The sequence below is a fragment of the Candidatus Hydrogenedentota bacterium genome (assembly GCA_018005585.1).
Classification (GTDB): domain Bacteria; phylum Hydrogenedentota; class Hydrogenedentia; order Hydrogenedentales; family JAGMZX01; genus JAGMZX01.
The window spans coordinates 12,132-34,362 of record JAGMZX010000004.1; the positions used below are offsets into that span (position 1 = coordinate 12,132).

Sequence of the window (22,231 nt, forward strand, 5' to 3'; positions counted from 1 at the left end):
GGTGAGCAGGTTATTGAAATCGTGGGCAATGCCGCCGGCGAGCACGCCGAGACTCTCCAGTTTCTGGGCGTGCTGCATCTGCTGTTCGAGGTGCCGGCGTGAGGTATCCGCGTTCTTGATATCCGTGATGTCCTGAAGCACTACCTGCACGCCCATGACGGCGCCACTCTGGCCCGAAATAGGAAAGCAACTCGTCAACCAGACACGCGGCGGCGCGGCGGTTTCCGGGCCATCCGCTGTTTCCGCCACGGAGAGTTCAAAATTGGGGCGCGCACGGCCGTTTAGCGTCACCTCGCGGCAAATCTGAGCCAGCGTGCGGCCTGCCTCGCGGAGCACGCTTTCAACCGGTTGACCGATATGGGCCTCCGGAGGCAGACCGTCCATTTGGGCCATACGGTGGTTGATTTTCTGAAAGCGCCCGTCGGGACTCACCAGACAGAGGCCCGCGGGCGCCGTGTCATAGAGGTTTTCGAGCTCGGCAAGTTGCTCCCAAGCCCGCGCTTCGCTAAGGGCGAGCGCGCGCGCATATTGTTCCGCCGCCTTTAGGGCCTGTTGCCGCTTCTCGCTTTCCGCGGTGAGCCGCGCGCGCACCAGCAGCGCGTCCAGAATAGCCAGATAGGTCGACGCCAACAGGATGCCCATGCCCACGAACAGCAGGATGTCATCCAGATACGGCAGGAAGACCGCGCCGTCGCGTCCGAAGAAAGGAAACCGCCGTGTCAGCGGCAATCCATCGAGCGCGTTCATCAATTGAGAAAAAATGACAAGCGTTGCGCCGGCGAACACGGCCGACGTTACCCCGGGGATATAGGGTGTGTTTAAGGCAACCACCATGGCGCTGCCGCCGATCAGGAGCGCCGCGGCAAAGAAAAGCACGCTCGCGGCCGGCTCCGCGACCAAGTCCTGACGCCACGCCAACAACGTCAGGAACACAATGACGACGCCGGACGCGGCCATAACGAAGACGATTCGCATGCGGCGGCGAATTTCGGGCTCGACCATGGAGCTAACCCCCTGTTCCCCAATGACGCCTGCTCGCGCCATACTGCGGACATGTTGGGTTTCTGCCACATATGGTAGGCCTTTTCTCCGGGAATCGCAAGAGACCGCGACGACCCTCCAACGGGACTTAACCCGTCGGAGTACAAAGCTTTGCGCATTTTGCGGCGGCTTTGTTATACTTGTTGTTTCCTTTACGATAAACGCGTTGAGAACTGCTATGTCGCGAAGCATGACGGGATTCGGCAAGGCGGACGCCGAGTTGGACGGCGACCTCATTTCGGTCGAGGTATGCGCCGTCAACCACCGCTTTCTGGATTGCACGTTTCGTCTTCCACCCTGTTGGACGCTGCTCGAACCGGTCCTCCGGGACACGGTCAAGCAGCAGGTCGAGCGCGGCAAGGTCAGCGTGTACATCGGGCGGCGGCGCGGCACGGCGGCGCGGCAGAGTGTGCGCTTCGACGCGGACGTCGCGCGGCAGTACATCGAGGCGTCGCGTCAATTGGCCGACCTCATGAATACGACGCAGGCCATCTCGCTGGACGTGGTGGCGCAGCTGGAGGGGGTGTTCTATCAGGAGGAGAGGGAAGACGACCTGGAAGAGGTACGGACCGTGCTGGAGCAGACGCTGACCGCGGCCCTGGCGCAGTTCAACGCGATGCGCGAGGCGGAAGGCGCGGCGCTCGTGCAGGAATTGCGGGCCCGCGTGCACACCATGCGCGCGAGCACGTCCGAGATAGAGGCACGGCTGCCGGAATTGGCCCGGCTTTACGAGGACCGGTTGCGGGCGCGCTTGCGGGAATTGAGCGGAGAATTGAATTTGCCCGAGGAACGCATCGCAATGGAGTTGGCCCTGCTCGCCGATAAGGCGGACGTGACCGAGGAATTGGTCCGGCTGCGCAGCCACCTCGACCAGACGTCGGAACTGCTGTCTTCGGACGAGCCCATCGGACGCGAACTGAACTTCCTTGCGCAGGAGATTCAACGGGAAGCCAACACGCTCGGCTCAAAACTGCGCGACGGCGACGTGGGCCGGCAGGTGCTTCGGATCAAGTCGGAACTCGAAAAACTGCGCGAACAGGCGCAGAACCTCGAGTAGGAAAGCGGCCGGTGAAGTCTCAAGGGCTCGTGCTGGTATTGTCCGCGCCGTCCGGCGCGGGGAAGCACGCCGTGGTCGCGCGCGTCCGCGAGTTGGGCGAACCACTGGTGGAGACGGTTTCGGCGACCACGCGCGCCCCGAGACGCGGCGAAGTGGACGGCCGCGACTATCACTTCGTGGATGAGACGGCCTTCCGCCGGCTCTTGCGGGACGGCGCGTTCGTAGAGTGGGCCGAGGTGCACGAGCACTTGTATGGAACGCTGCACTCCGAACTCGACCGTTGCCTCGAATCGGGGCGGACCGTCGTGCTCGAACTCGATGTGCAGGGCATGCGCGCGCTGAAACAGCGGCGTAACGACGTGGTAAGCGTCTTCCTGATGCCGCCGTCGATGGCCGAGCTCGAGCGGCGCCTGCGCAAGCGCGGGCTAAACGACGAAGCGGACATTGCGGTGCGCTTGCGAAATGCCGAACAGGAAATGGCGGCGGGCCGCGAATGCGATTACATCATTGTGAATGACGAACTGGACCAGGCGGCGCGGGAGTTCATCGCGGTGGTGCGCAAGGAAAGCGCGTCCCGCCAATTGCCGCGGCCGGCCGACAGCACGAACAAATAAGGGACTACAAAGGAGACTTTCGGATGCCTACCCCTTTCAGCGTCGATGATTTCGCGGACAAGATCGATAGCCTGTACCGGCTGGTAATCGTGGCCTCGCGGCGCGCGAACCAGATCAAGACGGAAGCGCATGGTTTCTCAGGGGCGTCCCGCGCGAGGAAACCCACGATCCAGGCGCTGGAGGAAGTGCTCGAAGGCAAGGTGGGCTATGCCGCCAGCGTCGACGAAGACGAGGACTTTCTGGAACTCTCGGAGTAACGCATGGCCGGCTGGTTCGAGAAGCGGGAAATTGTGCTCGGCGTCACCGGCTCGATCGCCGCGTATAAGGCTTGCGAACTCGCGTCGCGCCTGATCGAAGCCAAGGCGTGCGTGACTCCGGCGCTCACCCGTCACGCCCTCGAATTCGTCGGCGCGGTCAGTTTCGAGGCCATCACGGGCCGGCGCGCCATCGTCGAGATGTTCGACCCGCTCCCGAATCCTGAAATCGAGCACATCGCCGTGGCGCAGGGCGCGGACTTGTTCCTCATTGCGCCGGCCACGGCGAATATCCTTGCGAAGGCCGCGCACGGCATCGCGGACGACTGGCTCAGCACCACGCTCCTCGCCACGCGCGCCCCCGTGCTCTTCGCGCCCGCCATGAACGCGAACATGTACCTGCACCCCGCGACACAAGCGAATATCGAGACGCTGCGCGCGCGGGGTTGCACCTTCGTCGGGCCGGAATCGGGGGTGCTGGCCTGCCGCATGGCCGGGCCGGGCCGTCTCGCGGAAACCAGCGCCATCCTGGAAACGGCGGCGATCTTGTTGTGCGGTAAGAAGGATTTTGCGGGCCGGCGCGTCCTAATCACCAGCGGCGCGAATCACGAACCCATTGACCCCGTGCGGTTCATCGGCAACCGTTCGAGCGGCAAGATGGGCCGCGCGCTCGCCCTCGAGGCGCTGCGTCGCGGGGCGCGCGTCACCGTAATCACGGGCCCAGCCGCCGTGCCGCCGCCGCAAGGCGCGGCCGTGGTGCGCGTCGAGACGGCGCTCGAGATGTTCGAGGCGGTCAAGGAACGCCTGCGCGACGCCGACGTCTTCATCAGCGCGGCCGCCGTGGCCGACTATCGCGTGGAAGAACCGGCGGCGGGCAAGCGCAAGCGCGGCGCCGGTCCGCTTGAATTGCTGCTCGTGCCGAATCCCGACATCGCGGCGCACGCCGGCGCGTCAAAACGGTCGGGGCAGACGGTGGTCGGGTTTGCGGCGGAAACGGAAGACCTGCTCGCGCGCGCCCGCGAGAAACTGCGCAGTAAGAACCTCGATTTCATCATCGCCAACGCCGTGGGCGGGGCTGCGTGCGCCATCGGTGCGGACTGCTCGAACGCGCACCTCCTGTCCGATTCGGGTGAAGTCCAGGGCCTGCCCGGCATCTCGAAGGAGGCGTTGGCCGAAGCGTTGTTCGACGCCATCAGCGCGCGGCAGGCGGGAAGCTCCTGAGCCGCGGTGCGCGCGCAATGCCGGCATGGAAGAGGCATGGACATCGAAATTCGCGAATACCGGCCGGAAGACGAGGGGGAATGGCTGCGCGTGCACGCAATCATCATGACCTTCTCGCACGCTTGGAACTATTGCATCCAGGAGCGGCCCGCCTATGAAGGCCACGCGTCGACGCGGCTCGTGGCCGTTGCTGATGGCCGGATCGCCGGCCTTACGGACGCGCAATACGAAAACGAGACGGGCGAGTTCTGCATCCTGAAAGACAGCCTGGGCGGATACGTGCTCGAATTCGGCCGCTTGCCCGAGTTTGCCGGCCAGAACCTGGGCAAGCGGCTCATCGACGCCACGGTTGAAGACGCGAAGCGAAAGGGGTTTCACCGGCTCGAGTATTGGTCGCAAGACCGCGCGGCGCAACGGTTCTATCGCCGCATCGGCATGAAGGAAATCGGGCGGCACTACCGCTTCCGCGCGCGCGCGCCGCAGCAAGTCGCGGATTGGTTCCTGCAGGACCGTGTCGGCCTCGAATATGTCTACGGCGCGTGCTTGCCGGAGGAATGGCCGCTTGTGAAACGCAAATACGAAGTGATCGAGAAACACCCGCTGGAACCGCACCTGTGCGTTGGCTATGAAATCCGTTTCTAAACGTGCGCGGACCAGACCGGAACACTCATGGCCGCGGAAGTGACAGACTTGCGCGCGGTCTCCGGCATGATCTTCGAAGTGCAGCGGTTTTCCGTGCACGACGGCCCGGGCATCCGCACCACCGTATTCATGAAGGGCTGCCCGTTGCGGTGCCCCTGGTGCCACAACCCGGAAGGGGTCTCGCCGAAACCGCTCCTATCCTTTACGCCGGACCGCTGCATCGGCTGCGGTTATTGCCTGCGCGCATGCCCCAGGAATGCGCACCGGTTCGTCGAAAACCGTCACGAAATCGACCGGAGCATCTGCGAAGTATGCGGCGCCTGCGCGGAGGCGTGTTACGCGCGGGCGCTGGAACTCGCCGGGCGCGAGGCGACCGCGGGCGAGGTCGTCGATATCGTGCTGCGCGACCGCACGTTCTACGAGACTTCCGGCGGCGGCATGACCCTGTCCGGCGGCGAGCCTGCTTTCCAGATCGAGTTCGCGGAGGCCTTGTTGCGGCTCGCACGCGAGGCGGGGCTGCACACCTGCATCGAGACCTGCGGCCAGGCGGACTACGCGCGCTTCGAGCGAATCGCGCCGCTCGTTGATCAGGTTCTGTTTGACATCAAGGAGACTGACCCGGCGCGTCACGCGGCATACACCGGCGTATCGAACGAGCGGATTCTCGCCAATCTGCGGAAGCTTTACGCGCAAGGCGCGCGCATACTGCTGCGGTGCCCGATCATCCCCGGTTACAACGACCGGGCGGACCACCTTGACGCCGTCGCGGCGCTGGCGCGCGAAATGCCCGGAATCGCGGGTGTGGAGGTTATCCCTTACCATCCCCTCGGCGAAAGCAAGGCGCAACGGCTGGGGATTGATGTGTCGCAACGCGCCGCCGCTGCCTCGCCCGATGCCGCGACCGTGGCACAATGGGTCGCGCGCCTTCGCGCACAGGGCGCGCACGTCGTGAACGAATAACCGCTGGAATCCGCCGTTCTACGGGAAGCCTATTTGGGGATCTCCGCGCGCAGGTGCATGCTCTTCAATTGCGTGAGCTGCAAGAGACCGTAGCGGGAGAGACTCGCGCCTTTGCCGGTGTCCTTCACGCCGGTCCAGGGCAGCGCGGGGTCCAGGTAGTCGCACCGGTTCATGAAGAAGGTGCCGGTCTCGATGCGCGCGCCGATCCGCTTCGCCCGCTCGACATTGGCGGTCCAGACCGACGCGGTCAGGCCGTAGGGGCTGTCGTTCATCAGGCGCACGGCCTCTTCATCGTTCGCGACCGGCAGTATGCCGACCACCGGGCCGAAACTCTCCTCCTGCATGAGCGAGCAGTCCTGCGGCGCTTCCGCCACGACGGCCGGCGCGCAGAACCAGCCGGCGCCGGGACGTTCAAATTCATCGAAGGAAACCACAAGCCGGCCGCCGCGCGCGACCGCGTCGCGAACCTGCTCCGCGAGGAACGCGGGCGCGGATTTCGTGGCCATGGGGCCAAGCGTGGTCTTCTCGCTCAGCGGGTCGCCGAGCACGGCATAGGCGCGCGTTTCCGCGACGTAGGCTTCGAGGAACTTGTCGTAGATCGCCTGTTCGACGTAGATCCGTTCGACGGCGCAACACGACTGGCCCGCGTTGTAGAGCGCGCCGTCGGCGGTGTTCGCGACGGCGAACGCGAAGGGCGCGTCCGCGCATACGTAGGCGGGGTCCTTGCCGCCCAGTTCGAGACCGACGTTCAGGAATTTGTCTTTCGCGCTGCGGACGACCTCGTGCCCGCCGCGCACCGAGCCCGTGAACGACACATAATTGACGCCCGGATGCTGGATGAACGCCTCCGTGACTGCGTGGTCCGCGCAGATGTCCTGGACCAGCCCCTCGGGCGCGCCGGCTTTCTGAAACGCCTTGACGAATGCGTGGCCGCAGAGCGGGGTGCGGCTCGAGTGCTTGATGACCACGGCGTTGCCCGCGAGCACCGCGGGAACGACGACGTTGACGGCAATCAGCAGGGGATAATTCCACGCGGCGATATCCAGCACGACGCCCAGCGGCTCATGGCGGATATAGCGCACGAACCCGGGCTTCTCCGGAAGGTATTCATCCTGCAGCGCCGCCTCGGCAATTGAGACCATGTGCCGGGCGCGGTCGAGCGTGGTGTTCACCTCGTTATAGGCGTGCTTGATGGGCCGGCCCATCTGCAGCGAGAGGTTTCTTGCGATTTCGTCGCGGTCCGCGCCAAACGCTTCAACGAACCGTTCGCACAGGGCCCGCCGCTCGGCCGCCGTAGACCAGCGCCACGCCCCGAACGCCGTGCGCGCCCGGCGCACCACGCCGTCCACCTCGCCGGACGCGAGCATCGGAAGCGTGAACGCGACTTCCTCGGTATAAGGATTGATCACCTGCAATTCGCGGGTCATGTTTGTTCCCTCGGGGCCGGAAAGTGAATGTCACTCGCTGATTATACGTAGCCGTCTCAGGCGCGGACAACCCCGCAAGGACGTACAGAACTGCCTGCTCAGTCTCGTCCGTTCTCCAGCACAAGAATATCCGTTGGCGGCGCCGTTTCTTGAATTGATGCCCGGCGGCGGGTCTGGTAAGCTGCGGTCATGCGGGGCTTTGCTTCGCATGATTGGTCCGAGGAAACCATCGAGACCAAGACGTGGCGGTTCTGGTCGGTCACGGTTGCGGGGCGCATCGAGGCCTTTTGCGCCATTCTGGAGCCGGCCTCGAGCATCAACCCCGGTTTGATGGGCGAGAACCATGCTGAACCGGTATCAGGACGTATTCGAGTCCTTATACTGCCGGCAGACGGGGCGTGCTCAAGCCGGTGACCTGAAGAGGACTTGCGGCCGTCGGTCACAGGGACAGACGCCGGCTGGCACGGGCCGAACCCCTTCAAGGCGTTGGATGACGCGCGGTTCCCCTACAAACGCGTCCTGCTTGCGGATTGTATGCTGTAACGGACGGCTTTTCAGGTGTATTCTTGCTCAGAATAGTTGGGATTTTCGTGTTCGTAGGATATACTACGTTTAGTGGGAAAAGTTGCGGAGTGACTTCGGCATGAAGCCCGAGTGGAGCCTATCTATGCTGGCGGCTGGTTTATTGGCGGCGGCTTGCGCTTGTGCAACGTTTGACTCGGCGGCTGCGGAAGCGCCGGGTCCGGTTACGGCACTCTTCGACGGCATGCCCCTGCATTTCGAGCCGAATGTGGGGCAGATGGCCGCGGAGGCCGCGTTCCTGGCGCGCGGACCGGGCTATCAGTTGTGCCTGACGCGCGACGGGTTGACGCTGACCTGGGCCGGCCGGGGGGCTGGGCCGGCCGAGGCGCTGCGGGTGCGTTTCGCAGGGGGAAGAACCCCCTATGACCTTGTGGGCGAATCGCCGCTTTCCGCGCGCGCGCATTATTTCCTGGGCAATGACCCCGCAACATGGCGGACCAATGCGCCGCTGTTTGGGCGTGTCCGGTGCCGCGAGGTGTTTCCCGGCATTGACCTTATTCACTACGGCCGGCAAGGGTCGCTCGAATTCGACTTCGAGGTCGCGCCCGGCGCCGACCCCGCGGCGATTCGGATGGTCTTTGAAGGCACTCAATCGCTTGAGCTGCAAGCCGATAGCAGTCTGCGCATAGAGATGGGCGGCGCGTCATTTGTGCAGCACGCGCCCGTGATGTACCAGGTCGTATGCGGCGAGAGAAGGCAGGTCTCGGGGCGGTATGTCCGATACGGCGAATTCGAGGTGGGGTTCGCCCTGGACGCCTATGACAGAGGCCAGACGCTCGTCATAGACCCTGTCCTCACGTACAGCACGTATCTCGGCGGCTCGCTGGACGACGGCGGCTGGGCGGTGGGCGGTTATGAGCCGGGCGCCGCCCCGGAGCAAATCTATGTTGCGGGCTCGACGCTTTCGACGGATTTCCCGGAAAACGCGGGCACGTCTTTGTCGGGCGGCAGCGACGTGTTCCTCGTACGGCTGGACCCGTCCGTGGAAGGCGGTTCAGGCCTGGTGTGGTGCGCGTATATCGGCGGCAGCGCGAATGAATCGCCACGCGACATGTGCCTGATCAATAAGGGCGCCGAACCGTTTGTTTATCTGGCCGGGGTGACGGCCTCGCCTGATTTCCCCGTGCTCTTGCCTTTGACCGGCGGAGACCAGTTGAACCGTACGGGGGCGGGCGGCAAGACGGACGGTTTCCTGCTCGGCTTCGACGCCACGGATGATTCGTTCAAGTTCTCCACGTTTTTCGGCGGCTCCGAGAACGATGCCATTACGGCTATGGGCGTCAGTGAAGGCATGACCCATCCCTGTCTGGCCGGGATAACGTCGTCGGCGGACCTTCCTCTCGGCGGCACACCCTACATTCCGGCGTCCACATCGATGGTCTCGGATGCGTTCGCGGCGCGGGTTGTTTATGACCCGTATGCGCCAGCGAACCCGCAGTTGAACTTCTCTTCTTGGCTGGGCGCGGTGGAAGCCGGCGCGGAGGGCCTCGCGTTTCGTGATGCCGACCGCGTGATCCTGGGCGGATGGACGCGCGCAGACTTGCCGCAGAAGGGCAACACCCTGTTTCAGCCGGGGTTCGCGGGCGGCAACCGCGACGGTTTCATCGCGACGCTCAATATGACTGCCACGGCTCCGGTAGACGTGCTCCGGTTCTGTTCGTATTACGGCGGGACCGGCGACGATGTCATCCGCGATGTCGCGAATCCAGCGTTTACCATTCCGACGCGCGTGTTTGCGGCAGGGGAAACGGCTTCTCCGGCGTTGCCCGGGAATCAGTTGCTCGGTTCGCTGAACAACGGGCTGGGCGGCGGGTTTCGAGACGGATTCGCCGCGAGATTCGCCTTCGAAGGGGTTGATGAGTTCACGCCGGATTTTGCGTGTTTCCTGGGCGGTGAACACGACGACGGGCTCCTCGAACTCGCCGGCGGCAATGGGCGCGAGTTTGCCTGCGGATACTCCAATTCCAAGCCGGCGGAATTCCCCGATGTGTTCATGGAGCAGCAATTCCAGAACGAACTCAATCCGGGCCAGGAAACGGGAGATGACCCCGAGGCCTATGACGGACTGTTCGTGGGCCTGGACCTGGCCTCGCCGGACATCCTGTTCCAGACCATTGTCCTGTACGGGTCCCTGCTGGGCGGGCGTCATGACGACCGGATGCAGAGCATTGCCGCGACTTCGAGTAATCGCGTCTTCATCGCGGGCGGCACGGAGTCGCCCAATTTCCCCGCGCAACAGGGGTATGCGCCATTCCATCAGGGCGGCGTGACGGACGCCTTCGCCGTGGAAATCAGCTCCGAGGACAGGCGCATCTACGTGAACATCAACGTAGTTGGCGGGGCACAGGACGGCACGAGCTGGGACAACGCCTATCGTTTCATCAAAGACGCGCTCCAGAGCGTGTCTCCCCCGACGAGCGGCGACGAACTCTGGATCGCGGGGGGCACTTACGCCGAAAACGACCTCGTCATTCCGACCGGTGTTGCGTTGTATGGCGGGTTCAATGGCACGGAAGCCTTCCGCGGCGAGCGAGACTGGATCGCGAACCCCACCATTGTGGACAGTCCGGCTCCGGGCGAGGTGGTTTTCGTGGGCGCGTCCGACGCGCGGTTGGACGGCCTGGTCATCCAGAATGGGCGCGATATTAATGAAGGGGCAGGGCTGTACTTCACGCCAACGTACACAACGATAGACATGACCGTGGCAAACTGCTTCTTCTACAACAACTCGGCGCTGGAATCCGGCGGAGCGATATACGTCAATGGCGGGGAATTGCGCGCGCAGAATTGCGTCTTTGTCAATAACGCCTCAAACATATCCGGCGGCGCCATCTACTTACGGGAAAGCGCCGCGGTCATCACGAACTGCACCTTCGCGCTCAATACGGCAGGCCCGCTGGGGCTTGGCAACCACATTATGAATGATACGGTGACGTCGCCTTATGTCATGCGGCTGACGAACTGCATCTTCGCACAGGACGGCAATCCCCTCGCGGCTGCCGTCGTGGACGCCTTCGCGAACAGGTCGGCGGTCGAATCCTGCCTGATCGAGGGCACGTTTACACTGCTCGGGGCCCTCAACAACGTGTTTAACGGAAATCCCCTTTTCCTTCGCAATCCCGGTTTGGGCGATGTGGGCGACTTGCGCCTCGGGGACGGGTCCGGCGCAAGGGATGCCGGCGCGGCCTTCGCCGCCGAGGCGGACTACGGCAACGTCATCTACGATATCGAGGGCCGGCTTCGTCTCCCGCTGTCCTGTTCCGTTTACGACCTCGGCGCATACGAGGCTGCCGCACTCCCCACGATCACGGTCCTCGGCGACAATCCGCTGTCGATGGAGTGCAGCGCGACCTATAGCGACCCCGGCGCCACGGCGGCGGATGCGTGCGGACTGGACCTCAGCGCCCTGATCGCGGCATCGAGCAACGTTGCGCCCGGCCAGGCAGGCAACTACGCGGTCACGTATTTCGTCATCGACAGCGGCGGCCAGCTCGCCACGGCGACGCGGGACGTCCTGGTACTCGACACTCCGCCGCTGCTGACGCTGTCGCCTCCCCTGATACTGGATGTTCAATGCGGGTCCGCGTACACCGACCCGGGTTTCAGCGCGACCGACCTTTGCGACGGCGACCTCGCGAGCGCCGTGTCTGTCGGCGGAGACACGGTGAACACGTCTGTCCTGGGCGCTACTTATGTGCTTACCTATGATGTGCAGGACAGCCTGGGCCAGCCGTCCCCGCAACAGACCCGAACGGTAAACATCGTCGATACGCTGCTGCCGCTGGCGCAGTGCAAGGACATCACGGCGGCACTCGATGCGTCGGGCCAGGCAAGCATCCTCGGCAGCGACCTCGATAATGGCAGCAGCGACAATTGCGGGATCGCCTCCCTGCTGGCTGCGCCGAGCACGTTCACGTGCGTGAACCTCGGCTCCAACCCCGTGACACTCACCGTGACCGACGTGGCCGGCCTCACCGCGCAGTGCACGGCCACCGTCACCGTCGTGGACAATACGCCGCCTGCTGTGGCGTGCCGGAACGTCACCGCGCAACTGAACGCGAGCGGCTTGGCGACGGTCACGGCCGCCCAGGTGGACAATGGAAGCACGGACAACTGCGGCGTCGCCTCGCGAACCGTGACGCCCAATGCGTTCACGTGCGCGGACTTGGGCGCGAATGCCGTCACGCTGACCGTAACAGACGGAAGCGGCAACAGCGCGCAGTGCGGCGCGACGGTCACCGTGGTGGACAATACGAACCCGACTGCAATATGCCGGAATATCATCGTGGATCTCGACGCCGCCGGGCAGGCGTCCATTGCCCCCGCGGATATCGATAACGGGAGCACGGACAACTGCGGGATAGCCACGTCGGAGTTGAGCAAGACGGACTTCACGTGCGCCGACATCGGCGACAATGCGATAACGCTCACCGTTCGCGACGCGAGCGGCCGCGCCGGGCAATGCGACGCAACCGTCACTGTGCGCGACGCGACCGCGCCGGAGATCACGCTGAACGGCGCGAATCCGCTAACGCTGACGTGTGACATCCCGTATGCCGAGCCGGGAGCGACGGCCGCGGACACTTGCGACGGCGACTTGAGCACGGTTATCGCCGTGGACAATTCCGCCGTTGACACGAGCCGGAACGGAGACTACGAAGTCGTATACACCGTGTCGGATGCTTCCGGCAACGTTGCGGAAGAACGGCGGACCGTAACGGTGACGGGTTGTGTGGCGCAGCAGCCGCACAGTGCGGACACGAACGGCGATTTCAAGGTCACTTATACAGAAGCCGCGCGGGTACAGACGCTTTTTGAGGGCGATGCGTATCATTGTGACGCCGGCGCCGCCGATGGATACGCGCCGGGAACCGGCGACCAAAGTTGCGGCGCCCACGACAGCGATTACTCGCCGCAGAACTGGGTCATCAGTTTCTTAGAGCTGTTGCGCACCTTCCAACTGGCCACGGCGCCGTCCTATGTAATTGACGGGGGATCGGAGGACGGCTTCAACCCGCCCGGCACGCCGGGCGCGGCGCCGGTGGTCTCGCTGGCGCGTGTCGCGGGTGACAACGGTTTCTTCCACCCGGGTGAGACCGTGGATGTGACCGTGACCATCGGGCAGACAGATGCCACTGCGTTGCGGACAATCGGACTGCGGGAGAACCTGCCGGCCGGCTGGACCTTCGTGGAGGTGGCGGGTGATTCCGGCGGCGAGTTCATGCAGCCGTCCACGGGCGACTCGGGCACACTGTATTTCGCGTGGTTGCGCCCCCTGCCCGCGCTGCCGTTCAATTTCACCTATCGCCTGCAGAGTACAGTGGCCAAGCCGGCGGTGGTTACGATCTCGGGACGCCTGTTCGCGCGGTCGAACGGCCCCGCGGGCCAGACCGACATTGTGACGACGGAAATTACGGAATTCGAGGACGCGACGCCCCCGGTAATTACGGTCCTGGGCGCCAACCCGGTCCAGGTGGAATGCGGCTCCGTCTACACGGACGCGGGCGCCACGGCCACAGACGACGTGGACGGCGACCTCACCACCCAAATCCAGACCACGTCTCTCGTCGATACGGGCGCGGCGGGTTCCTATTCGGTTATCTACGAGGTCACGGATGCGGCAGGCAACACAGCAAGCGCAACGCGCACGGTGGATGTTGGGGATACAATCCCTCCCGAAATTCTGCTCGTGGGCGCGGATTTTGCCCTGCCCTGCGGCACGGCATACAACGACCCCGGCTATACGGCGTATGACGCCTGCAATGGCGACCTGACCGCCGCCGTAATCGTCGACACAACCGCACTTGATATGGACAGGCCGGGACAGTACGAAGTCTATTATTGGGTCGAGGATTTCAGCGGAAACGCGGACACCAGAACGCGCGCGTTGCAGGTTACCGACACCGTGGCGCCCGTGGCGCGCTGCCGCAACGTGACGATGAACCTGGACGCTTCCGGACTGGCGACCGTCACCCCGGCGCACGTCGATGGCGGCAGCACGGATAATTGCGGCGCGCCAACGTTGTCTGTTACGCCGAACACCTTCGATTGCGCGGACCTGGGCAACCAGACGGTTACGCTGACGGCGACGGACGCCGCGGGCAATACCGCGACCTGCGACGCCACGGTCACTATCCGGGATACGACCCGGCCCACGGTCATCTGCCGCGACATTACGGTCGTGCTCGGGCCCACGAACACGGCGACCATTACTCCCGCGCAAATCGACAACGGCAGCACGGATACTTGCGGCGAGGTGACGCTGGCCGTCGCGCCGGACACGTTCGATTGCGAGGACACCGGCGCGAACCCCGTGATGCTGACGGTCACCGACGCCAGCGGCAACACGCGCGCCTGCAACGCGGTCGTGACGATTCTCGGGCCGCATTGCGGCGGCGAGGGCGAGGGCGAAGGGGAAGGCGAGGGCGAGGGCGAAGGCGAGGGCGAAGGGGAAGGGGAAGAGCCGGGCGCGTTGTTGAATATTGACGTGCGCGATGCGGACACCCTCGCGGGAATCCCGTATGCCGTCGTCCGCGTGGAGCCCGGCCGCACCGTCGTTTCCCAGAACGAAGCCGGGTTGTATCGCGTACCCGTGAACGGACCCGCGGCGTATCAGGTCTACGCGACGGCGGAAGGCTATCAGTCTTCGACGCAGGACGTGTATGTGCCGTCGCCGGCCGCCACCCTCTCGCTGGGCTTCCAGCTTTCACCGCGCCCTGAGGTGCGGGTGGACACGGACGGCGACGGATTGGTCGATTCGGACGAGACAAGCCTCTACGGCACGGACCCGAATCGCGCGGACACGGACGGCGACGGCATGTCCGACCTGTTTGAGCTTGAATTCCGGCTGGACCCCTTCGCGGCAGAGGATCCGATGCGCAGGACCGGCCCGTTTGACGACCTGGACAAGGACGGGCTCACGAACCTGGACGAATTTCACCTGCGGTCGAATCCCCGGGACCGGATGAGCCCGCGGATGAGTTACTATATCTCGCCGGAATCGGGGCCGCAGGGCGACGGCAGCCCGGAAGCGCCGTACCGGGACATTCAGACGGCCATCGACAGCATTCTGGCTTCCCCCACGGGCGTAAAACAGATGACCGGTCCGGATATGCCCGTCACCTGTATTCTGCTCCCGGGCATCTTCGATGAAGACGTCACCCTGGAAGAAGGGTTCCTGATGTACTCCTCCGTTCCCGATGCCACCGTTATCGTCGGCAGCGTGCATGGCGCACAAGGCTCGGGCTTGTTCAATCTGGAAGTGCGCGAAGGGCCGGGCAAGCAGGCGGGTGAACCGCTGATTCTGGTCAGCGACGAGGACATGGAACTGCGCGGCGTCACGATTATCGGCGAGGACGGCGGTTCCGCGACGGGTGTCCGGTTCGAAGGCCTCTCGCCGGCTTCCGCCCGCATGACGGACTGCGTCCTCTTCAACCTGAACACGGGCGTGGAGGTGACCGGGGCGCTGCCGCGCATCCGCCGGACCCAGTTCTCGAACATCGCCGCCGATGCAATCGTCTTCCGTGACACGACCGGCGACCCCGGTGGAAACACCTTCGGCAACGCCACGGACGCGAACTCCGGGTGGAACCGGTTCGAGAACGTGGGCGGCAGCGCGGTGGTCAACGAGCGTCCAGACCCCATCGTCATGGAAAATAACGACTGGGATACGGATAACCCGGCTGAGGTCGACGCGCTAATCACCGGTCCGGCTGATTTCGAGCCGTTCCTGGCCAAGGGTTCCGGCTTGATCCCCGCATCCATCGTGGCAACCGTCTGGGACGCGACCACGCGGGCGCGCATTACAAACGGGTCGGCCTCGATATCGCCGGGCGGCGTAGACCCGGTAACCGAAAACGTGGACGGCGTGTATACGTTCGGCGCCATACCGGCAGGCCAATACACGGTGCGCGTGGATGCGCCGGGATACGCCGCCAAGTCCCAGACGGTGACTGTGAGCGGCGGAGAGCAGGCGTCGATCATTTTCGCCATGGGCCAAGGCGCGCCGACCGAGCCCTGTTGCAGCGGCTGCGACAAATCCCGCCTGGACCCCGCCAAAGGCCGGCGCGTCGCGGCGGGCAATACGGTTGTGGCAATCGCCATGCTGGCGGCCCTGGCGCTAATGCGCCGGAAGAGCAGGAGGTAGGCCGGGTATCTCGCCGGCCGCGCGCGTTTGGGTTTTGCCGGGCGGATTCGGGTATGATCATGCGCTGAACTCACGTAGTCACGGAGCAGGAAAGGCAGGTGCATGGGTAAGCTCTGGGGAGGGCGTTTCCAAGGAGAAACGGACCGCCTGGTCGAGACGCTGGGCGCGTCGGTCGCGTTCGACGCGCGCCTTGCGCCATGGGACATTCGGGCGAGCATCGCGCACGCCCGCATGCTGGGCGATACGGGCATCATTCCGGGCAAGGACGCGCGCCGGATCATCCAGGGGCTCAAGCGTATCGCGGCTGACGTGGCGAAAGGGGCGTTCACGTGGGACCCCGCGCTGGAGGACGTGCACACGAACATCGAGGCCGCGCTCGTGGCGCGTATCGGCGAAGCAGGAAAGCGGCTCCACACCGCCCGCAGCCGCAACGACCAGATAGCGACCGACGTGCGCCTGTGGCTGCGCGATCAGGTCGACACGATTATCGGCCTGACGGACGCTCTGCGTGACGCGGTGCTGGATTGCGCGGAGCGGCATTGCGAGGCCATTCTCCCGGGATACACGCACCTGCAGCCGGCGCAGCCGGTGCTGTTTGGGCACCACATGCACGCCTACGCGGAAATGTTCGGCCGCGACCGCGACCGTTTCGCAGAGGCTCGCAAGCGGACTAATGTGCTGCCGCTGGGCTCGGCGGCCCTGGCCGGCGCGGCCTATCCCATTGACCGCGCGCAAGTCGCGCGGGAGCTGGGATTCGACGCCGTGTCCGCGAACAGCATGGACGCGGTTTCCGACCGCGATCATCTCATCGAATTCTGCGCCGCGGCCGCCGTGTGCATGATGCATCTTTCCCGGCTGAGCGAGGAACTGATTCTCTGGTCCACGCCGCGTTTCGGATTCATCGAGATAGGCGACGCCTTCACGACGGGTTCGAGCATCATGCCGCAGAAGAAGAATCCCGACGTGGCGGAGCTGGTGCGCGGCAAGTCGGGCCGCGTGTACGGTGACCTCATGGCGCTGCTGACCTTGATGAAGGGGCTGCCGCTGACCTATAACCGCGACCTCCAGGAGGACAAGGAACCCGTTTTCGACGCATCCGATACGCTGCAGCTCTGCCTGGCCGTCGTCGCGCGGATGTTCCCGGCCATTACCGTGAACACGGCCGCGATGCGGCAGGCGGCCCAGGAAGGCTTCATGGAAGCAACGGACCTGGCGGATTACCTGACGCGCCGCGGCATGCCGTTCCGCGAAGCCCACGAAGTGGCCGGAAAGATCGTGCTGCACTGCATCCGGGAGGGTAAGCGGTTACCTGAACTGGGCTTGCAGGAATTTCGCGGGTTTTCCGGTTTGTTTGACGAGGACGTGTTCCAGGAATTGCGGCTCGAGGGCATAGTCCGCCGCCGCGACCAGCCTGGCGGCACTGCGCCGCGCCGTGTTCGCGCCGCCCTGCGGCAGTCGCGCAAGCGGCGTTGACCGCGTAGGAGCGCAAGAGGAAACCCGCGGCCGTGTGTTAATATGGAGGCATGATGCCGGGAAAACCGCCCGATTCCATGGAGCGCAAGCACAAGATACTTGTCGTGGACGACGAAGTCGTGATCCGCGAGTTGCTGGTCGATATCCTCAGCGACGAGGGGTTCGATGTGCAAGCCGCTTCGAATGGGCGGGTCGCGCTCGAAAAACTGCGGACGACGGACGATTTCGTGGCGCTGTTCACGGACATCATGATGCCCGAGATGGATGGCATTTCGCTGATCCGCGAGGCGCGGAAGGCCGCGCCGTCGGTCGTCTGCATCGTGATGACCGGCTATGCCACCCTGGACACGGCGCGCGCCGCGGTAAAGGAGGGCGCCTACGATTACGTTCTGAAGCCCTTCAATCTGAGCGAGATCAAGCTTGCCGTCAACAATGCGCTCGAGCGGCGGCGGCTTACCACCGAGAACGCGCGGCTCCTCGAGATCACCGAATTGTTCCACATCAGCGAAACGATCGCGTCGATCCGGGACGAGCGGCGCCTGTTGGACTATCTGCTGCGCGCCGCGCTGGCCCGCGTGGGCGCCCGCCGCGGCTCGATCATGACCGTCTCGGAAGACGGCCGGACGCTGCGCGTGGCCTCCAGTATCGGATTGCCCTCGGACTGGCAGGATGCCACCGTCGACATGGCAAACAGCATTTCCGGGTGGGTCGCGGAGAATGTCCGGCCGCTTTTGGTCACGGACATCCAGGACAACCCGGATATCGTGCGGATGAGCAAGCAGTTGAAGGACCACTCCTTCATTTCAGTGCCGCTCGAACGTAAGTCGGCGCCCATCGGCGATCCCGGCGTGCGGGATGCGTCGCGCACGCAGGTGCTCGCCGTGCTCAACGTGACGGAGAAGGAACGGGGCGGCCAGTTCAGCGAGGGAGACCTCAAGACTCTGAGCATTGTCGCGAATCACGGGGCAGCGGCGCTCGAAAACGTGCGGCTCCTGAAAGACATTGAAGACGCGCAGCGCGAAATCGTGTTCACGCTCGGCGAAATCGTGGAGACGCGCTCGCGCGAAACGGGCAATCACGTGAAGCGCGTCGCCGAGTACTCGAAGCTGCTCGCGCGCAAGTGCGGCCTCGGCATCGAGGAAGCCGAAATCATGCGGCTTGCTTCGCCGCTGCACGACGTGGGCAAGGTGGGGGTCCCCGACGCGATTCTGAACAAGCCGGGGAAACTCACCCCGGAGGAATTCGAGGTAATCAAGACCCACACGACCATCGGCTACGACATGCTCAAGGTGGCCAAGGGGCGCGTGCTGCAGTCGGCGGCGATTATCGCGCTGCATCATCACGAGCGTTTCGACGGAAACGGCTATCCCCACGGACGGCGCGGCAAGGATATTCACGTCTACGGCCGGGTCACGGGAATTGCGGACGTCTTCGACGCATTGGGCGTGGAACGGGTTTATAAACCGGCGTGGGAACTGGACCGTATTCTCGGCTACTTCCGCGAGGAGCGGGGCAAACAGTTCGACCCGGATATCACGGACGTGTTCTTCGGGAATCTCGACGAGATCTTGACCATTCGCGACGCGTTTCCCGAATCCGAGGAGGCGGCGCGTTCCGCTTGACTGCCGCTTTTCGCGCTTGCCGGAGCGTGCTTCCTGGGGCGCCCGTGGTATACTGCCGCGCAATCCGGGACTTTGTAATGCGCCCGTTCGTCGGGCGAGGGATATTGCATGAAAGTGGTAATCATGTGCGGCGGCGTTGGGTCTCGCATGAAGGAGGAGACGGAGTTCCGGCCCAAGCCAATGGTCAAGATCGGAGAACAACCGATTCTCTGGCACATCATGAAGCACTATGCCCATTATGGCTTCAAGGAATTTGTGCTGGCGCTGGGCTACAAGGGCGAAATGATCCGCGACTATTTCGTCCACTATCAATTGCACACCCATGATTTCACGATCGACTTGGCCAACGGCAGCAAGATCGATGTGCACGGCCACCGCGGCAAGCTGGACGATTGGAAGGTCACGCTCGTGGATACGGGACTGAACGCGTTGAAAGGGGCGCGTCTGAAACGCATCGAGCCGTACATCCCGCCGGAAGACGATCTTTTCATGATGACCTACGGCGACGGCGTGTGTGACCTTGACTTACGGGACCATATAGCGTTCCACCGGGAACACGGGAAGATGGTTACTGTCACCGGCGTCATCCCCAGTATGCGCTTCGGCGAAATCCGTTCGCGGGCCGACGGCTCGGTAGTCTTCCGCGAGAAAGAACGGGGCCAGGCCGCCATGGTCAACGGCGGGTACTACGTAGTCCATCGCGGGATATTTGCGCATTTGGAAGACCGCGACGACCAGGACTTCGAATACGGCCCGCTTGAGAGTCTGTCCGACAGGGACGAGGTGCGCATGCGCCGCCACGAGGGGTTCTGGCACTGCATGGATCATCTGCGCGACATGGAAGTGCTCAACAAGATGTGGAATGACGGCCAAGCGCCGTGGAAAGTCTGGGACTGATCCCGGCAAGGAAGAGGACCTGCTCCGTGAAAGTGCTGTTGACGGGGAGCGAGGGGTATATCGGCGCCGTGCTGCGCGACCATCTGCTCAGCCACGGGCACGAGGTCACCGGGCTCGACACGGGCTTTTTCCTGGATTGCGATTTCGGGGCGCCGCCTGCGCCGGTTCCGCTGATTCGGCGCGACCTGCGCGAAGTGCGGCGCGAGGACGTCGCGGGTCACGACGCGGTTGTGCATCTTGCGGCCTTGTCCAACGATCCTCTGGGCAATCTCAAGCCGGGCCTGACCGAGGCCGTCAATACCCAGGCGTCAATCGGGCTGGCCCAATTGGCGAAGGAGGCCGGTGTCGCCCGATTCCTGTTTGCGTCCTCGTGCAGTCTTTACGGCCAAGGCAGTTCGCTCGGGCTTACGGAAGAAGCGCCCGCGAACCCGCAGACGCCCTATGCCCGGTCGAAGATCGATTTTGAGCGCGCGCTGAGCGCAATGGCCAGCGACAGCTTCTCGCCCGTGTTTTTGCGGAATGCCACCGCTTATGGCGTCTCGCCGCGCCTGCGTTTCGACATCGTCGTCAATAACCTGTGCGGGTGGGCGTGGACCGCGGGCAAGATCGTGATGACTAGCGACGGCACGCCTTGGCGGCCGCTGGTCCATGTGAAGGACATCTCCCGCGCGTTCGCGTGCGCGCTTGAGGCGCCGCGCGAGGCCATACACAACCAGGCCTTCAACGTGGGGTCCTCTTCGAACAACCTCCAGATTCGCGATATCGCCTACAAGGTGCAGCGGCAAATGCCCGGCTGCGAGGTGACTTTCGGCAATAGCGACGGGGACACGCGTACGTATAACGTCGACTTCACGAAGATCGAGACCAGGCTGCCGGGTTTCGGCCGGGCGCGCTATTCCGTCGATGACGCGATCACGGAATTTCTCGACGCGTTCCGTCGCCTCGCTCTGAAGGACGAACAGTTCCAGGGCCGCCTCTACACGCGCTTGCGCCAGATCAGATACCTTCAGGAAACAGGAAGGCTGGACGAAGACCTGCGGTGGAGAGAACGGTGAAGCGCGACTGCATTTTCTGCGGTTCGCCGCGGCAGCGGCTGGTGGCGGCGCTGGGCGATCAGCCGTTGGCGAACGCGTATCTGCGCGCGGACCAGCTCGACAAGCCCGAGCCGCGCTATCCGCTTTATTTGTTCGTATGCGAGGACTGTCTCCTCGCCCATATCGGCGTGGTCGCGACGGGCGAAGATATTTTCACGGAATACGCGTATTTTTCTTCATACTCGACGACGTGGCTGGCGCACGCGCGCGATTACGTGGAAATGATTACGAAACGGCTCGGTCTCGGCGCGGACAGCTTCGTGGTCGAGATCGCTTCGAATGACGGGTACCTCCTGCACAACTTCGCGGAACGGGGCATTCCCTGCCTGGGCATCGAGCCCGCGCGCAACATCGCGGAGGCGGCGCGAGCCAAGGGCGTCGAGACGCTGGTCGCGTTCTGGGGCGCGCGCCTGGCCGATACGCTGCGCGGGCAGCGGCCCGCCGCGGACCTCATCATCGGCAATAACGTGCTGGCGCACACGCCCGACCCGGGCGACCTCGTGGAAGGGATTCGGCGCTTCTTGAAACCGGGCGGCACGGCGACCATGGAGTTCCCGCATCTGCGCCGGCTCGTGTCGGAGAACCAGTTCGACACCATCTACCACGAGCATTTCAGCTACTTCTCGTTCCATGTCGTGCGCAAGATATTCGCGGCTCACGGCCTGACCCTGTTCGACACCGAGGAATTGCCGACCCACGGCGGGTCCCTGCGCATCTATGCGAAACACGAGGACGACCCGCGCCCCATCTCCCAGCGGGTCCGCCATCTACTCGCGGAAGAAGAAGCTGCGGGCATGACGAGGCTCGATTATTACGCCGATTTCGGGGCGAAGATCGAGCGGGTCAAGCAGCAGGTGCTCGAATTCTTCGCCAGCGCCGGGCATGACGGCAAGAGCGTCGCCGGGTATGGCGCGCCCGCCAAGGGAAACACGCTACTCAACTATTGCGGCGTCACGCCCCGCGATATCCGCTACACCGTGGACCGCAACCCGCACAAGCAGGGGATGTACCTGCCGGGAACGCACATCCCGATCCGCGCGCCCGAATTCGTGGCCGAAGACCGGCCCGATTACCTCTTCATCCTGCCCTGGAACCTCAAGGACGAGATCATGGACCAGATGGCGCATATCCGGGGCTGGGGCGGGCGTTTCGTCGTTCCGATCCCGGAACTGCGCGTGGTGTCATAGCGGGGACGCTACGC

The 22,231-nt window shown here is 64.0% G+C and carries 14 protein-coding genes; 12 read left to right on the plus strand and 2 right to left on the minus strand.

Annotated features, from left to right (window positions below; all coding sequences use genetic code 11):
• Nucleotides 1-1,002, minus strand: a 1,002-nt coding sequence (locus tag KA184_01095; protein ID MBP8128147.1) for a PAS domain-containing protein, incomplete at its 3' end; no start/stop codon positions are given.
• Between the two features lie 217 nt (nucleotides 1,003-1,219).
• On the opposite strand from KA184_01095, the gene KA184_01100 reads away from it, so the two are divergent.
• Genes KA184_01100 through KA184_01125 form a run of 6 tightly spaced genes read left to right on the plus strand, consistent with a single transcriptional unit; the run spans nucleotide 1,220 to nucleotide 5,789 of the window.
• Complete coding sequence (locus KA184_01100; GenBank protein ID MBP8128148.1) at nucleotides 1,220-2,098, plus strand: YicC family protein; 879 nt, start codon at nucleotides 1,220-1,222, stop codon at nucleotides 2,096-2,098.
• 11 nt (nucleotides 2,099-2,109) lie between these two features.
• Nucleotides 2,110-2,712: a guanylate kinase gene (gene gmk / locus KA184_01105; protein ID MBP8128149.1), complete on the plus strand. Its 603-nt coding sequence runs from the start codon at nucleotides 2,110-2,112 to the stop codon at nucleotides 2,710-2,712.
• Nucleotides 2,713-2,735: 23 nt separating this feature from the next.
• Complete coding sequence (gene rpoZ / locus KA184_01110; protein ID MBP8128150.1) at nucleotides 2,736-2,969, plus strand: DNA-directed RNA polymerase subunit omega; 234 nt, start codon at nucleotides 2,736-2,738, stop codon at nucleotides 2,967-2,969.
• A gap of 3 nt (nucleotides 2,970-2,972) precedes the next feature.
• Nucleotides 2,973-4,187 (plus strand): bifunctional phosphopantothenoylcysteine decarboxylase/phosphopantothenate--cysteine ligase CoaBC, encoded by a 1,215-nt coding sequence (coaBC, locus tag KA184_01115; GenBank protein ID MBP8128151.1) that lies wholly within the window; start codon nucleotides 2,973-2,975, stop codon nucleotides 4,185-4,187.
• Nucleotides 4,188-4,223: 36 nt separating this feature from the next.
• On the plus strand, nucleotides 4,224-4,829 hold the full coding sequence (locus KA184_01120; GenBank protein ID MBP8128152.1) for a GNAT family N-acetyltransferase: 606 nt from the start codon (nucleotides 4,224-4,226) through the stop codon (nucleotides 4,827-4,829).
• Nucleotides 4,830-4,856: 27 nt separating this feature from the next.
• Nucleotides 4,857-5,789: a glycyl-radical enzyme activating protein gene (locus tag KA184_01125; protein ID MBP8128153.1), complete on the plus strand. Its 933-nt coding sequence runs from the start codon at nucleotides 4,857-4,859 to the stop codon at nucleotides 5,787-5,789.
• Nucleotides 5,790-5,818: 29 nt separating this feature from the next.
• On the opposite strand, the gene KA184_01130 is transcribed toward KA184_01125, so the two are convergent.
• The gene (locus tag KA184_01130) at nucleotides 5,819-7,216 is read right to left on the minus strand and encodes an aldehyde dehydrogenase family protein (protein MBP8128154.1); all 1,398 of its coding nucleotides are present in this window, start codon (nucleotides 7,214-7,216) and stop codon (nucleotides 5,819-5,821) included.
• A gap of 667 nt (nucleotides 7,217-7,883) precedes the next feature.
• On the opposite strand from KA184_01130, the gene KA184_01135 reads away from it, so the two are divergent.
• The 6 genes from KA184_01135 to KA184_01160 all read left to right on the plus strand — a co-directional run bounded on the left by KA184_01135 (nucleotide 7,884) and on the right by KA184_01160 (nucleotide 22,217).
• On the plus strand, nucleotides 7,884-15,944 hold the full coding sequence (locus KA184_01135; protein MBP8128155.1) for a DUF5011 domain-containing protein: 8,061 nt from the start codon (nucleotides 7,884-7,886) through the stop codon (nucleotides 15,942-15,944).
• Between the two features lie 102 nt (nucleotides 15,945-16,046).
• Nucleotides 16,047-17,417, plus strand: a complete 1,371-nt coding sequence (gene argH / locus KA184_01140) for an argininosuccinate lyase (GenBank protein MBP8128156.1) — start codon at nucleotides 16,047-16,049, stop codon at nucleotides 17,415-17,417.
• 50 nt (nucleotides 17,418-17,467) lie between these two features.
• Entirely contained in the window at nucleotides 17,468-19,039 is a 1,572-nt protein-coding gene (locus tag KA184_01145) for a response regulator (protein ID MBP8128157.1), read from the plus strand.
• 108 nt (nucleotides 19,040-19,147) lie between these two features.
• A complete protein-coding gene (gene rfbF, locus KA184_01150) occupies nucleotides 19,148-19,936 on the plus strand; it encodes a glucose-1-phosphate cytidylyltransferase (GenBank protein ID MBP8128158.1) in 789 nt (262 codons plus the stop codon).
• Nucleotides 19,937-19,962: 26 nt separating this feature from the next.
• The gene (locus KA184_01155; protein MBP8128159.1) at nucleotides 19,963-20,991 is read left to right on the plus strand and encodes an SDR family oxidoreductase; all 1,029 of its coding nucleotides are present in this window, start codon (nucleotides 19,963-19,965) and stop codon (nucleotides 20,989-20,991) included.
• The gene (locus KA184_01160) at nucleotides 20,988-22,217 is read left to right on the plus strand and encodes a class I SAM-dependent methyltransferase (protein MBP8128160.1); all 1,230 of its coding nucleotides are present in this window, start codon (nucleotides 20,988-20,990) and stop codon (nucleotides 22,215-22,217) included. The genes KA184_01155 and KA184_01160 overlap by 4 nt, the downstream gene beginning before the upstream one ends.
• Nucleotides 22,218-22,231: the final 14 nt, after the last annotated feature.